Raw genomic sequence first — 14,320 nt, 5'->3', positions numbered from 1 at the left:
TTTATTTGGGGGATTTGCCCCTTAAAATTGGAGATCGGGCAGGGCTTTGGGGCACTGCCTTTTGGCCCGATCAAGGGGCAAATCTAGGGGCCCCATATCAAATCGGACACAGCGGGCTGGAAATCGAAGCCGCCGACTGACCCGGCTGGTAGGTGGGTCAACGAATGGTGTCGCCGGACAGATGGGGCAGTTCCGCGCGAGTAGGCAGACCCTCCCAATCGCCCAGACTGCTGATCGCGATGGCGGCCACCGCCGTGGCCCTGGACAGACGTTGCAGAGGCTCCTGATCGTCCAGGAGCGCCGAAAGGTACCCGGCCACGAAAGCATCACCCGCGCCGATGATGTCGGCGACAGTGGTGGGTGCGGCCGAAGAAGCCCAATGAGCCGCCCGCGTGGTGACGTCCGCGCCCTCCGCTCCGCGCTTGGTCACCACCTCGCGAACCCCCTTGTCCAGCAACGTTTGCGTCCCCCCGACGAGGTCCAGTTCGGACTGGTCGCCGAAGACGATCGTGGCTTGGGACGCCAACGGGGTGAGGGTGTCGGAGGCGTCCTGAGGGGACCAGAGCTTGGAGCGGTAGTTGATGTCCAGGCAGACGGTCCAGCCGTTCGCCGTGGCGTGGTCCACGGCGGCGGTTGTGGCGGTTCGGGCCGATGCGGACAAGGCCGGGGTGATGCCGGAGAGCAGGAGGAGTCTCGCGCCGGTCTGGAGAGGGGCCTGGAGGTCGTCGGGAGACAGGTGGGAGCCTGCCGAGCCGGAGCGGTAGTAGGCGACCCTGGCGAGGGTCGCGGTGCGTTGTTCGCGGATCAGCAGGCCGGTGGGGGCTGTGGAATCCGGGATGGCGACGGTGTCGACTTGTTCGGCGCGTAGGCGGTCGGCGATCAGAGCGCCGAACTCGTCTGTGCCCACCCTGCCCACCCAGCGGGCGTTGTGGCCCAGTCTGGACAGTCCTATTGCGACGGTGCTTTCCGCGCCCGCCAAGGTCAGGTCCAGTGATCGTGCCAGGCGTAGGGGGCCGGGGGATTGGGCGCGGAGGACGGCCATGGTTTCGCCGAACGTCAGCACGTCTGCGGTCATGTGGCGGTGCCGATCGTGTCCAGCAGGTGCTTGGCGCGGTCTGCCAAGCCGGACAAGCTGGTGCCCATCAGGGGGGAGCCGACGCCTACGGCTACCGCGCCTGCCTGGAGGTAGGCGACTGCTTCTGCCACGCCTACGCCGCCCACGGGGACGAAGGGGACGTCGGGGAAGGGGGCGCGTAGGGCTTTGAGGTAGTCGACGCCGCCTAGGGAAGCTGGGAAGAGTTTGAGGGCTGTTGCGCCGTAGGAGAGGGCGGTTTCTATCTCGGTGGGGGTGAGGACGCCTGCCAGGATGGGGAGGTTCGCCTCGATGGAGGCGCGGACGGCGGTTGTGGTGGCCGGGCTTACGGCGAAGGTGGCGCCTGCTGACTTGGCGTCGGTGATGTCTGCGGCCGTGCGGATCGTGCCTACGCCCAGCCAGGCGTCGGCTGGGAGGTCTGGGGCTAGGTCGGCGATGGTTTTCAGGGCGTTGGGGCTGGTCAGGGAGATTTCTACCAGTCTGATGCCTGCTTCGAACAGGGTGGTTACGGCTGTTCTTGGGTCGTCCGAGCGGACGATCGCCACCAAGCGGTGGGTTGTCAGTGCTTCTGTGAAGGTCACCATTCCGCCACGCTCCCGTCGTCGTGTCGCCACAGCGGTGATCGCCAGCGGTGGCCGTGTTCTGCTGCTCGGCGTACTGCCTTCTCGTCCACCTCTATACCCAAACCCGGTCCCAAGGGCCTGCGGGCGTGGCCGTCGGTGAAGTCGAACGGGGTCGAGTCGACTAGGTAGTCCGTGAACTCGTTGCCGTCGTTGTAGTGGATGCGGAGGCTTTGTTCCTGGATCAGGAAGTTGGGGGTGGCGAAGGCGATTTGCAGGCTGGCCGCCAGGGAGATAGGGCCCAGGGGGCAGTGGGGGGCGATGTCCGCGCCGTAGACCTCGGCCATGGAGGCGATTCGCCTCAGTTCGGAGATGCCGCCCGCGTGGGACGGGTCGGGTTGGACCACCGCCACGCCTGCTTCCAGTACCGGTTTGAAGTCCCAGCGGTTGTAGAGGCGTTCGCCGGTGGCGATGGGGACGCCGCTGGCCGCCACTACCGACGCGAGGGCGTTTCCGTTGAGTTCGGGGAGGATTGGTTCCTCCACGAACATGGGCTGCACCTCCTCCAGCATGCGGACCAGGCGGCGGGCCATGGCTGGGGAGACGCGGCCGTGGAAGTCGATCGCCAGGTCGCGGTCCGGGCCCAGGGCTTCTCTGGCCTCGCGGGCTCTGGTGAGGACGGCCTGTGCCTCGCCGGGGGTGGCGATGGTGGTCATGGGGCCGCAGGCGTTCATCTTGACCGCCGTGTAGCCCTGGTCCACCTGGGCCGCTACCGCCTCGCCGATGTTGGCCGGGCGGTCGCCGCCGATCCACGAGTAGACGCGTACGCGGTCGCGGACCGGGCCTCCGAGCAACTCGTGGACGGGGACGTTGCGGACCTTGCCCGCGATGTCCCAGAGTGCCTGGTCGTAGCCCGCGGCGGCGCTGGAGAGGACCGGGCCGCCGCGGTAGAAACCGGCGCGGCGCAGGACCTGCCAGTGCTCCTCGATGCGCAGCGGGTCCTGGCCGATGACGAGGTCGGCCATCTCGTGGACCGCCGCGCGCACGGTCTCCGCGCGGCCCTCCACCACCGGCTCACCCCAGCCGACGACACCCTCGTCCGTGCTGACCTTGAGGAACAGCCAGCGCGGCGCCACCAGGAAGGTTTCGACGTCGGTGATCTTCACCTGTGCTCCTTCAAGCGGAATCCTTGTGCACGGACCAACCCCCGTCGACGACCAGTTCGGCACCGGTGACGAACGACGCGGCGGGGGACAGCAGGAAGGCGATGACCTCGGCCACCTCGGCCGGGTCGCCCAAGCGGCCCAACGGGGTCGCGGCCGCGCTGCGCTCCCGGTCGGGTTCGGGGACGCGGTCCCACGCGCCGGTGAGCACCGGGCCGGGCAGGACCGCGTTGACCCGGACGTCCGGGGCGTACTCGACGGCGAGCTGCCGGGCCAGCGAGACGAGCGCGCCCTTCGTGGCGGCGTACGCGGGGTGGCCGGGCAGGCCCGTGGTGGCGTGCACCGACGAGACCAGCACGATCGCGCCCCTCTTCTCCACCAGGGAGGGCAGGCAGGTGCGCGCGCCGAGGAACGCGGCGGTGAGGTTGACCTCGACCTGCCGCGTCCACTCGGCGCGCGTGGTGTCGTGCAGTGGCTTCACCACGACCGTGAAGGCGTTGCTCACCAAGGCGTCGACACCGTTCGGGGCGGCGGCCGCCACTGCCGCCCACGTCTCGTCCGCCGCGACGTCGCCGACGACCGCGGTGACCGAGTCGAGCCCGGTCACCGCCTCGTCGACGTCGACCGCGATCACCGAGTAGCCGTCCGCCACGAGCTTGCGGGCGGTGGCCGCCCCGATACCGGACGCGGCCCCGGTCACCACGGCACAACGAGTCACGACGATTCCTCCTGCTGGATCTACAGAACGGTCTGGTGCACGCGGCCGTCGGAGCCGCGAACCGCCAGCCACGCCGACCCGTTCGCGCCCGCCGCGACCCCGAGCGCCCCGGTGAAGGCGTTGCTGGGGAACTCGTCGCGCTTGAACCAGCCTCCCCAACTCCCGTCGGCGAAGTTGCGCTGCCAGAGCGTGTAGTCACTCGCTCGGGCGAACAGGTACACCCGGCCCTCGGTGGAGAGCAGGGTCGGGCTGCCGCTGATCACACCGCCGAGGTCGGTCCACGCGCCCCACGTGCCCGCGGCGTCGCGAACCCGTTCCCACGTGCCGTCGTCGGCCGTGCGGACGGCGACGTGGACGGTGCCGTTGACGACGACCGTGCTGGGGCGGCCGTAGATCGGCTGCCCGTTGGGGGCGTCGAGGGAGGACCAGCCGCCGGTCGCGGACCGCTGCCACACCTTGCCGTCCGCGCCGCGCGTCGTGAGCGTCCACGACGTGGGGGAGGTGAACGCCACGGTCGGCGCGTCGGTGGCGGTGCCGCCGAGCTTGATCCACTCGCACCACCGGCCGTCCTTCAGCGTCCGCTGGTAGACGGCGTTGTCGGTGCCGCGCACGAACACGTCCACCCGGCCGTTCGCCGAGCCGTACGCGGCGGGCTGGCCGAGGATGCGCGCGCCGCGCGGGCCGCCGAGGCTGGTCCACTTGCCGGACCAGGCGGCGCCGGACTTCTTGCTCACCTGGAGGTCGCCGGAAGCGCCGCGGATGAAGGACAGCGCGTTGGTGTCGTCGAACCGGACCAGCGCCGGGCTGGCCGACGGGGAGCCGCCCGCGTCCGCGCCGGGCACCAGGTCGGTGCCGGTCAGCTTCAGCATCGCGGTGCCGTGCGCCGGGACCGTCGTCGTGTACGAGCCGTCGAACCGGCCGCGGTCGGCGCGGGCCCGCAGGTCGCGCACCTTGACGTTGCCGGTGAGGCCCGCCGCGGAGAACTGCACGGTCATCTCGGCGGGCGCCTCGGAGCGGTTGAGCAGCACCACGGAGCGCTGGCCGCGACCGTTGAGGACCTTGCTGTAGACGTCACCGGTGCTGTTGTTGGCGACGCGCACGCCCTGGATGCCCAGCGGGTCCTGGTCGACCGCGAGGATCTCCGGGTTCTTCAGCGAGGCGATCATCGACGGCGGCAGCGTGCGCGGGTCGGAGCCGATCACCAGCGGCGACGCCATCTGCGCCCACATCACCAGCTGGGTGTTCGACTCCTCTTCGTTGAACTCGTAGCCGCCCCACTGGGTCGCGCGCATCGGGAGCAGGTAGTCCGGGTCGTTGAAGTGGCCCGGCCCGGCCGCCTCGGGGTGCGCCGCGTTGTCGTCCATGTTGCGCAGCAGGCTGGCCCACTGGTTCGGGTACGCCGTGCCGAACGCGATGTCGGTGCTGGTGCGCCACGAGTCCGCGATCCGCGGCCCGAACGAGTACGAGCGGCCCGCCTCCTGGGCGGGCGTGTGCGGGATGCCCCACTCCCAGGTCACGGGGTTGCAGACGTTGAGGATCATCTTCCGGCCGGACTTGGCGACGGCCTTGCTGAAGTCGCCGAACGCGGTCGCGGGGTCGAGGCCCTGGTTGATCGCGCACAGGAAGTCGATCTTGATGGCGTCGACCTTCCACGCGGCGAACTGCTTCGCGTCGGCCTCGTAGTACCCGCCACCGCTGCCCAGGCCGCAGTTCTTGCCGTCGTAGGCCCCGGCCTCGGTGTAGATGCCGACCTTGAACCCCTGGCTGTGCAAGCGCGTGACCAGCGAGGGGATGCCGGACGGGAACCGCTCCGGGTCGGCGACGAGCTTGCCGCTCGCGTCGCGCGGGGTCGGGGCCTGCCAGCCGCCGTCCAGCCACACGATCTTGTACCCCGCGTCGCGCAGGCCGCTGCTGGCCAGGTGGTCGGCAACGCCCTTGACCTGCGTCTCCGTCGGCGCGCCGAGGCCGTAGTAGGAGTTCCACCCCATGTACGGCGTGGCCGAGAGGCCGCTGTTGTAGTAGTCCGGGGCGCCCTGGTCGTCACCGGCCTGTGCCACGGGCAGTGCCGTGACCATGGCGGCGACCAGCGCGCCCAGCACGACGGTCGCTCTACGCCTCGTTGCGTACGACATCTTCGGATCCCTCACCTCTGACCGCAGGGGCTGGCTTCGCGTTGTGAGATTGCCGGGTCGACCGCGGAGTGTCAACGATTATTCGTAATTAATACGGCCGAGGGTGCGGGCAAGTGGCTGACCAGGTCATACCAATTGGTACAGACCATTGACAAAGGGGTCCGCTGTTCAGCAGTCTGCGAACGTGGGATCGGTCCGACCGAGGAGGACGACGTGGAAACCCAAGCGCTCCAAGGAAGTCGATGGCGTCGGGCGGGTCGTGCCCTCGCCGCGGCCGCGCTCGTCGCCAGTGGCACGGTCGTCTGGACGCTGGGAGCCCAGACCCCCGACGTCGCGCAGGCGGCCGAGCCGCTGAAGAGCCTGGTCCCCGCCCCTGTCTCGGTGTCGGCCACGGCCGGGGTCACGTTCACCCTCACCAGCACGACCAAGATCTACACGCAGGCCGGGAACGCGGACGCGCGGTCGGTCGGCGACTACCTCGCGGGCGTCCTGCGCAAGTCCACCGGCTTCGCCCTGCCGGTCTCCGACGCGTCCGGCACCCCGGCCGACGGCATCTCGCTGCTGCTCTCCGGGGCCGACGCGAGCGTCGGCGAGCAGGGCTACCAGCTCGACGTCGCGGCGAACACCGTCGTGCTGAAGGCGACCAAGGGCGCGGGCCTGTTCGGCGGCGTGCAGACGCTGCGCCAGCTGCTGCCCGCGAAGGTCGAGGCGTCGACCGTCCAAAGCGGACCGTGGACGATCCCCGGCACGGCCATCCTCGACTACCCGCGGTTCGTCCACCGCGGCGCGATGCTCGACGTGGCACGGCACTTCCAGCCGGTCGCCGCGGTCAAGCGCTACCTCGACCAGCTGGCCCTGTACAAGGTCAACTACTTCCACCTGCACCTGACCGACGACCAGGGCTGGCGGATCGCGATCGACAGCTGGCCGCGGCTCACGTCGGTCGGCGGCGCCACCCAGGTCGGCGGCGGTGCGGGCGGCTTCTACACCAAGGCCCAGTACCAGGAGATCATCGCCTACGCGGCTTCGCGGTTCATCACCGTGATCCCCGAGGTCGACCTGCCCGGCCACACCAACGCGGCCCTGACGTCGTACGCCGAGCTGAACTGCAACGGCGTCGCACCGGGCCCGCGCACCGACACGGAGGTCGGCTACAGCTCGCTGTGCGTCTCGAAGGCCGTGACGTACCAGTTCCTCGACGACGTGATCCGCGAGATCGCCGCCATCACCCCCGGCCCGTACTTCCACCTCGGCGGCGACGAGGCCCAGGCCACGACCGACGCCGACTACAAGACGTTCATGGACAAGGTCCTGCCGATCGTCAAGAAGTACGGCAAGACGGCCGTCGGCTGGCACGAGTTCGTCAAGACCACGACCGACACCACCGCGATCCCGCAGTTCTGGGACACCAGCACGTCCAACTCCGTCGTCGCGGCGGCCGTGGCGCGCGGCAACAAGGTGATCATGTCCCCGGCCAACAAGGCTTACCTGGACATGAAGTACAACGCCAGCACCCCGTTGGGCCAGGACTGGGCGGCGCGCATCGAGGTCCAGGACGCGTACGGCTGGAACCCCGGCGCCTACCTCAACGGCGTGGGCGAGAGCGCGGTCCGCGGCGTCGAGGCTCCACTGTGGACCGAGACGCTGGTGACGTCGGCCAACATCGAGTACATGGCGTTCCCGCGGCTCGCGGCCATCGCCGAACTCGGCTGGTCGCCGTGGTCGACCCACAACTGGGACCAGTTCAAGCTCCGCCTCGCCGCGCAGGGCCCGCGCTGGACGAACCTCGGCATCAACTTCTACAAGTCCACCCAGGTGCCGTGGGAGACCACGACCACCACGACCACCACAACGACGACGACCACCACCACGACCACGACGACTCCGCCCGGTAACTGCCCGGCGGCGTGGGACCGGACCAAGGTCTACACGGCCACGAACGTCGTGTCGCACAACGGCCGGAAGTGGACGGCCCAGTGGTGGACGCAGGGCGAGGAGCCCGGCACCACCGGCCAGTGGGGCGTCTGGCGGGACAGCGGCGCCTGCTGAGACGCGTCGGCCGTGAACGGTCCCCCGAACCGTTCACGGCCGGCGCCGGGGGTGGTGTGATGGGCGCATGACGCGCATCGAGATCGACGGTCTCCCGGCAACCGCTGACACCCTCGCGCACCCGGCGACGTCGACGACCGGCAACTTCACCGCGATGCAGGTCCGCGGCGGCCAGGTCCGGGGCATGGACCTGCACCTCACCCGGCTCCGCACCGCGTCGCAGGAGATATTCGACGTCCGGCTCGACGACGACCTCGTCCTGAGCCACGTCCGCCACGCGCTCGCGGACGTGGTCGACGCGTCCCTGCGCGTCTACGTGTTCCAGCCCGAGGACGCCCTGTCGGTCATGGTCACGGTCAACCCTCCCGGCGAGCCGCCAAGCACCCCGCAACGCCTGCTCGCGGTCCCGTACACCCGCCCGTTCCCGCACCTCAAGCACCTCGGCGGCTTCGCACAGGCCCACCACGTGAAACTGGCCCGTCGCGCGGGGTTCGACGACGCGCTGCTCACCACCCCGGACGGCCTGATCACCGAGGGCGCGACCACGAACATCGGCTTCTTCCAGGGCGACACGGTCGTCTGGCCGGACGCCCCCGTGCTGCTGGGCATCACCATGCAGCTGGTCAACACCGCGCTGCCCGAGCCGCCGCGGCTGGCGGAGGTGCGCCTGGACGACCTGACGGCGTTCGACGCGGCGTTCCTCACCAACGCCAGGGGAGTCGTCCCGGTCGGCGCGATCGACGACCTGGAGTTCCCCGTCGACCCGGCCCGGATGAAGGTCGTCGTGGACGCCTACGAGAGCGTCCCGTGGCAGAGGCCTTGACCTCGTCCTAGGTCGAGGTCGGAGGCTGGGGGCCGGTCAACGTGAGGGGTCGGCGTGCGCGCGGTGTGGGTGAGGGAGTTCGGGGGACCCGAGGTGCTGCGGGTGGAGGACACCCCGGACCCGGTGACGGGTCCGGGGCAGGTGCTGGTCGAGGCGGACTACGCGAACATCACCTTCGTGGAGACGCAGGTCAGGGCTGGTAAGGCGCCGTGGCCGGTGCGGTTGCCGATGATCCTCGGGGGAGGGGTGGGCGGCACTGTCGTCGCCGCGCCGGACGACGGCCTGATCGGCGCGCGGGTGGTGACGAGCACCGGAGGCAGGGGCGGCTACGCCGAGCGGGTCGCGGTGGACGTCGCCGAGCTGATCCCGGTGCCGGAGGACGTGCCGCTGGACCACGCCGTGGCGCTGCTGGCCGACGGCCGCATGGCGGTGCTGATCGCCGACGCCGTGGGGCTCAAGGCCGGTGACCGCGTGCTGGTGGAAGCGGCGGCGGGCGGCGTGGGCACGCTGCTGGTGCAGTTGGCGAAGGCGGCGGGCGCGGTCGTGGTCGCCGCGGCGGGCGGCCCGCGCAAGACCGCGCTGGTCACCGGCGCGGACGTGGTCGTCGACTACCTCGACCCCGACTGGCCCGACCGGGTCCGCGCGGCCGTGGGCGCGGTGGACGTCGTGCTGGACGGCGTGGGCGGCGCGCTGGCCCGCGCCGCGTTCACCCTGCTCGACCGGGACGGCCGCATGATCAGCTTCGGCCTGGCGAGCGGCGAGTGGGCGGGCGTCAGCCCCGAGGCGGCGGCGGAGCGGTCCGTGACGCTGATCGCGGGCCCGCCCCGCCCGTCACCGGAGGACGCCAGGGCCGCGACGCTGCGGGCGTTCGCCTCGGTGACACCGCTGATCGGCCAACGCTTCCCGCTGGACCGGGCGGCCGACGCCCACGCGCTGATCGAATCCCGTGGCGCGGTGGGCAAGACGTTGCTCGAAGCGCGTTAGCCGCAGGCCGCGGCCCGTTCCAGCAGCAGCGTTTGCTCCCGCGCGTTGCGCGTCAGGGAGGCGGCCCGCTCGAACTCGCCGCGGGCCTCCTCCAGGCGGCCCAGCTTCATCAGGAAGTCGCCGCGGACGCTGGGCAGCAGGTGGTAGCTCTTCAGCGTCGGCTCGGACATCAGGTCGTCCACGAGCTCCAAACCGGCCGCGGGGCCGTGGGCCATCGACACGGCCACCGCCCGGTTCAGCTCCACCACGGGCGACGGCTTCACCTTGCCCAGGGTGTCGTACAGGTCCGCGATCCGCGCCCAGTCGGTCGCGTCCGACGTCCTGGCCCGGCCGTGGCACGCGGCGATGGCGGCCTGGAGCGCGTACGTGCCCTCCGCGCCGCCCAGTTCCTCGGCGCGCGCCAACGCCGCCAGGCCGCGGCGGATGAGCAGTTGGTCCCACCGGCCGCGGTCCTGGTCCAGCAGCAGCACCGGCCGACCGTCCGGACCGACCCGCGCGGCCGTCCGGGACGCCTGGATCTCCATCAGCGCCACCAGCCCGTGCACCTCGGGCTCGCCCGGCATCAACCCGGCCAGCACGCGCCCGAGCCGCAGGGCCTCGTTGCACAGCGCGGGCCGCAGCCAGTCGTCGCCCGCGGTCGCCGAGTAGCCCTCGTTGAACACCAGGTAGACGACCTCCAGCACCGACGACAGCCGGGCGGGCCACTCCTCGCGGGCGGGCACCTCGAACGGCACCTCGGCCTTGGCGAGGGTCTTCTTGGCGCGCACGATCCGCTGGGCGATGGTCGACTCCGACGCCAGGAACGCCCGCGCGATCTCGTCCGTGGACAGGCCGCCCAGCAGCCGCAGCGTCAACGCCACCCGCGCCTCGGTGGACAGCACCGGGTGGCAGGACACGAACACCAGCCGCAGCAGGTCGTCGTCGATCTCCGGGGCTTCCTCGACCTCGGGCACGGCCCCGAGCGGGTCCAGCTCCTGCCCGAGGATCTCGACCTTCTTCCGCAGGTTCTGCTCCCGCCGGATGAAGTCGATGGCCCGCCGCTTCCCGGTCGCCATCAGCCACGCGCCGGGATTGCGCGGGACGCCCTCGACCGGCCACTGCTCCACAGCGGCCAGCAGGGCGTCCTGCGCGAGCTCCTCGGCGAGCCCCACGTCCCGCACCAGGCGCGCGAGACCGGCGATGACCCGAGCCGATTCGATCCTCCAGACCGCGTCGATCGCGCGGTGTGCCTCCGAAGCCGTCACAACCACTGACTACAGGAGCCGTGACGGCCGTGCAAGCACGCGGGACTACTGGCCGATCTGCTCCCGCAGCTCCGCCTCGGCGGCGCGCAGCTCGGGGGTGAACTCGTCGCCGAAGTCGGAGGCCTCGAACACCTGGCGGATCTCGACGACCGCTTCCTCGCCCTCGCCGGTCGGGATGCGCTTGACCCACTCGACGACCTCGTCGCGGGACTTCACGTCGAGCAGCCAGAACCCGGCGATCAGCTCCTTGGTCTCGGCGAACGGGCCGTCGACCACGGTGTTGCTGTCGTGCGTCAGGTGCACGCGGACGCCCCTGGAGCTGGGGTGCAGGCCCTCACCGGCGAGCATCACACCGGCCTTGACCAGCTCCTCGTTGAACTTGCCCATGGCCTCCAGGAGCTCCGTGCTCGGCATGGCGCCTGCTTCGGACTGCTCGTCGGCCTTCATGATCACCATGAACCGCATGTCTGCTCCTCGGGGTGGGGGGTCTCGATCCTGCCTTGTACCCCTGCGTCGATCGGGCTTCCCCCGGATCGACACGTCCGCCGGATTTTCTTCGAGAAACTTTTCCAGCCCCCTGACCTGCGAAAACGGCCGGACCGCTGGAAGCGATCCGGCCGCGTTCGGGGGAGGGCGCTACTCGAAGTCGGCGGCGTCGAACACCCGGCGGACCTCGACCACGGCCTCGTGGCCGTCGAAGGTGGGCATGTTCCGGACCCACGCGAGCGCCTCGTCGAGGGACTTCACGTCGAGCAGCCAGTAGCCCGCGATGAGTTCCTTGGTCTCGGTGAACGGCCCGTCGGTGACCGTCGACTTGTGGTCCTTGAAGTGCACACGGGCGCCGGTGGTGCTGGGGTAGAGGCCTTCGGCGGCGAGCAGCACACCGGACGCCGCGGACTCCTCGTTGTACTTGCTCATGACCGTGATCTGCTCCTCGCTGGGCGGGTTGCCCGCTTCGGAGCTGTCGTCGGCCTTGATGATCGCCATGAAACGCACAGCTGCTCCTCGGAGGTTCGGCGGCGGGCCTTCACCCTGCCGCACCTCCAGCGTCGAACGAGGGCAGCCCGGATCGACACGTCCGGGCGAAGTTCTGCTGACCTGCGGAAACGCCAACGGCCGGACCGCTGGGAGCGATCCGGCCGTTCGGGGACGTCAGTAGCCCGGTCGTGAGGCGTTCTTGGCCTTCCGCACCGCGCCGTCGATCTGGTGGTGGTACTTCCCCTTGGTCTGCCGGTCGAGGAACGTCCCCGCCTGGTCGGCGAGTCTGCTCACCTTCTCGGGGTTCTTCTGGGCGTACTTCCTGGCCGCGGCAGCCGCCGTGGCGAGTACCGCGAGCTTGCGCAACATGGCCATTCCGCTCTCCCTTCGACGTCCGTTCAACGTCCGGGAGCCGCCGAATGGTTCCCTACGAGGTCAGGGTCCACGTCGCGGTGTCCGTATAGGTCTGCCCGCCGCGGGTGCCGCTGACCGTGACGACGTTCGCCCCGGCCTTCAGCGTGATCGGCCACGTGTAGATGTGGTCGGCCGAGGTCTTCGGCGCTCCGACCTGCACCCCGTTGACCGTCAGGGACACCGCGTCGGTCGTCCCGTAGGCCCGGACGGTGGTGTTCGCGGCCGTCCGCTGCGTCCACCGCGAGCTGTTGAGGTGCACGAACGGGGTGTCCGTCCAGTTCGCCTTGTAGAGGTAGAACGCGTCCTTGCGGGTGGCGCGGTCGTAGGTGACGAGGCCCTTGTCGTTGCGGCCGAGCGTGTCGCCCTCCGAGCGGCTGTCGACGGCGAAGTCGAACATGTTCCACACGAACGAGCCCCACAGGTATTGCCGCGTCTTGATCTGCGCCCACGAGTTCTCGTGCACGAGGGTCTCGTACTCCTCGGGGTGCCAGCGCGACGTCGTCACCGGCGGGGCCGGGTTCTCCTCGTGCTGGTTCACGCTGCCGCCCGCGCCGTACTCGCTGATCGCGATCTTGCGCGCCGGGTCCTTCGCGTGCAGTTGGTCGGCCCACGCACCTGGTCCGGTCGCCGGGAGGCTGTACCAGCCGAAGTACTTGTTGTACGCGGCCAGTTCGGTGTGCCCGGACAGCGGGTCGAGGTCGCCGAGGTGGCTGGCGTACACCGAGTGCCGCCCGGAGTCCTCGGCCGCGACCTGCCCGGACAGCGTGTCCAGCAGGCCGTTCGTGGCGGTGTCGCTGAGCTTCTGCTCGTTGCCGATGCCGAAGAACACGATCGACGGGTGGTTGAAGTTCTGCCGCATGAGTTCGTAGAGCTGCTGCTGGGCGTTGGCCCGGAACGCGGCGCTGTCGGTGATCCGGTCCACGAGGGGGATCTCCGACCAGACGACGTACCCGCGCTCGTCGGCGAGGTCGTAGACCTGTTCGGACTGCTGGTAGTGCGCGGTCCGCAGGGCGTTGACGCCCATCTCGTCCATCAGGTCGAAGTCCTGGCGCTGCTGCGCGGGCGTGGTCGCCCAGCCCTGGTTCAGCCGGTCCTGGTGCGCGTTCACGCCGTGCAGCGGCAGCTGCTTGCCGTTGAGCCGGAAACCGGTGTTCGGGTCCACAGTGGACGAACGCAGGCCGAGCGGTTGCGTGACGACGTCGGTCACCGCGCCCGAATCGGCGTCCACGACCTCCACGCTCGCCCGGTACAGGTACGGATCGGCCTTGCCCTGCCACAGGTGCGGCGCGGGGATCGTCACGGTCTGCACGGTGTCGAAGCCGGTCGCGGCCGTGACGGTCCGGACGGCCGACGTCGTCTCGGCCGCGACGGCGCCGGTGCGGTCGGCCACGACGGTCCGCAGCTTCACCCGCTTCGAGGTGGTGTAGTTGTTCCACGCCTTGGTGGTCACCTCGACGCTCGCCGACGCGGTGCTCAGCGCCCGCTGGCGCAGGTACACGCCGGGGCCGCCGTAGTCGCCCATCCGCACGCCGAGCTTGTCCACCGCCACCAGCGACACGTCGCGGTAGATGCCGCCGAAGAACGTGAAGTCCGCGGTGATCGGCGCGATGTCGGGGTAGGAGGCGTTGTCCACCTTCACCGCGACCACGTTGTCCTGCCCCAGCTTCAACGCCTCCGTGGCGTCGTAGCGGAACGCCGCGAAGCCGCCGCGGTGCTGGCCGAGCTTGACGCCGTTGACCCACACGTCCGCGACCGTGTTCACGCCGTCGAACTGGAGCCACAACCGCTTGCCGGACAACGAGGTCGGCGGCGTGAAGTGCTTGCGGTACCAGCCGACGCCCCGGTAGTAGTTCGCGCCGCCGTCCTGGCCGTCGGACGCGTTCCAGGTGTGCGGGACGCTCGTCGCGGTCCACGACCCGTCGTTGAACGCCGGAGTCTCGGCCCCGGTCGCGTTGGCGCGCAGGAACCGCCAGCCCGCGTCCAGGTTGGTCTGCTGCCGGAGTGCCGGTGGCGCGTAGGCGGAAGCCGTTGGGACGAAGGCGAAACTCGTCAGAGCCAGTACGACGGGGAGAACGAGGACGAGTAACCGGGACCGGGCCACGACACCACCTCAAGATTCACGTACCTGAACACCGTCTCGCGGGTTGAACGGATCAGGACGC

Annotated in this window: 13 protein-coding genes; 3 read left to right on the top strand and 10 right to left on the bottom strand. The window is 70.1% G+C overall.

The window, feature by feature from the left end:
• Positions 1-157: 157 nt before the first annotated feature.
• The 5 genes from ACFWW9_RS36390 to ACFWW9_RS36370 are packed head-to-tail and all read right to left on the bottom strand — an operon-like array spanning position 158 to position 5,666.
• A complete protein-coding gene (locus ACFWW9_RS36390) occupies positions 158-1,075 on the bottom strand; it encodes a sugar kinase (RefSeq protein ID WP_390386879.1) in 918 nt (305 codons plus the stop codon).
• Entirely contained in the window at positions 1,072-1,677 is a 606-nt protein-coding gene (locus ACFWW9_RS36385; protein ID WP_390386877.1) for a bifunctional 4-hydroxy-2-oxoglutarate aldolase/2-dehydro-3-deoxy-phosphogluconate aldolase, read from the bottom strand. The genes ACFWW9_RS36390 and ACFWW9_RS36385 overlap by 4 nt, the downstream gene beginning before the upstream one ends.
• A complete protein-coding gene (gene dgoD, locus ACFWW9_RS36380) occupies positions 1,671-2,819 on the bottom strand; it encodes a galactonate dehydratase (RefSeq protein WP_390386876.1) in 1,149 nt (382 codons plus the stop codon). The genes ACFWW9_RS36385 and dgoD overlap by 7 nt, the downstream gene beginning before the upstream one ends.
• 10 nt (positions 2,820-2,829) lie before the next feature.
• On the bottom strand, positions 2,830-3,540 hold the full coding sequence (locus ACFWW9_RS36375; RefSeq protein WP_390386881.1) for an SDR family NAD(P)-dependent oxidoreductase: 711 nt from the start codon (positions 3,538-3,540) through the stop codon (positions 2,830-2,832).
• Between the two features lie 14 nt (positions 3,541-3,554).
• Entirely contained in the window at positions 3,555-5,666 is a 2,112-nt protein-coding gene (locus tag ACFWW9_RS36370) for a hypothetical protein (RefSeq protein ID WP_390386874.1), read from the bottom strand.
• Positions 5,667-5,879: 213 nt separating this feature from the next.
• Between ACFWW9_RS36370 and ACFWW9_RS36365 the strand changes: the two genes are divergently transcribed.
• From ACFWW9_RS36365 to ACFWW9_RS36355, 3 genes are all read left to right on the top strand, one after another.
• Positions 5,880-7,715: a family 20 glycosylhydrolase gene (locus ACFWW9_RS36365; protein WP_390386872.1), complete on the top strand. Its 1,836-nt coding sequence runs from the start codon at positions 5,880-5,882 to the stop codon at positions 7,713-7,715.
• Between the two features lie 67 nt (positions 7,716-7,782).
• The gene (locus ACFWW9_RS36360; RefSeq protein WP_390386871.1) at positions 7,783-8,538 is read left to right on the top strand and encodes an aminotransferase class IV; all 756 of its coding nucleotides are present in this window, start codon (positions 7,783-7,785) and stop codon (positions 8,536-8,538) included.
• Positions 8,539-8,592: 54 nt separating this feature from the next.
• A complete protein-coding gene (locus ACFWW9_RS36355; RefSeq protein ID WP_390386869.1) occupies positions 8,593-9,522 on the top strand; it encodes a zinc-binding dehydrogenase in 930 nt (309 codons plus the stop codon).
• On the opposite strand, the gene ACFWW9_RS36350 is transcribed toward ACFWW9_RS36355, so the two are convergent.
• From ACFWW9_RS36350 to ACFWW9_RS36330, 5 genes are all read right to left on the bottom strand, one after another.
• Positions 9,519-10,766 (bottom strand): RNA polymerase sigma factor, encoded by a 1,248-nt coding sequence (locus ACFWW9_RS36350; protein ID WP_390386867.1) that lies wholly within the window; start codon positions 10,764-10,766, stop codon positions 9,519-9,521. The two genes, ACFWW9_RS36355 and ACFWW9_RS36350, sit on opposite strands and share 4 nt — an antisense overlap.
• A gap of 45 nt (positions 10,767-10,811) precedes the next feature.
• A complete protein-coding gene (locus ACFWW9_RS36345) occupies positions 10,812-11,231 on the bottom strand; it encodes a YciI family protein (RefSeq protein ID WP_390386865.1) in 420 nt (139 codons plus the stop codon).
• 171 nt (positions 11,232-11,402) lie between these two features.
• Positions 11,403-11,753: a YciI family protein gene (locus ACFWW9_RS36340; RefSeq protein ID WP_390386880.1), complete on the bottom strand. Its 351-nt coding sequence runs from the start codon at positions 11,751-11,753 to the stop codon at positions 11,403-11,405.
• 165 nt (positions 11,754-11,918) lie between these two features.
• Positions 11,919-12,119 carry an antitoxin gene (locus ACFWW9_RS36335; protein WP_390386863.1) on the bottom strand — a complete coding sequence of 67 codons (201 nt, stop codon included), beginning with the start codon at positions 12,117-12,119 and terminating at the stop codon, positions 11,919-11,921.
• A gap of 52 nt (positions 12,120-12,171) precedes the next feature.
• Entirely contained in the window at positions 12,172-14,259 is a 2,088-nt protein-coding gene (locus ACFWW9_RS36330) for a glycoside hydrolase family 2 protein (protein ID WP_390386862.1), read from the bottom strand.
• Positions 14,260-14,320: the final 61 nt, after the last annotated feature.

The organism is Umezawaea sp. NPDC059074 (assembly GCF_042738955.1).
Taxonomy (GTDB): Bacteria; Actinomycetota; Actinomycetes; order Mycobacteriales; family Pseudonocardiaceae; genus Umezawaea.
This window is presented reverse-complemented; position numbering and strand designations above follow the sequence as displayed.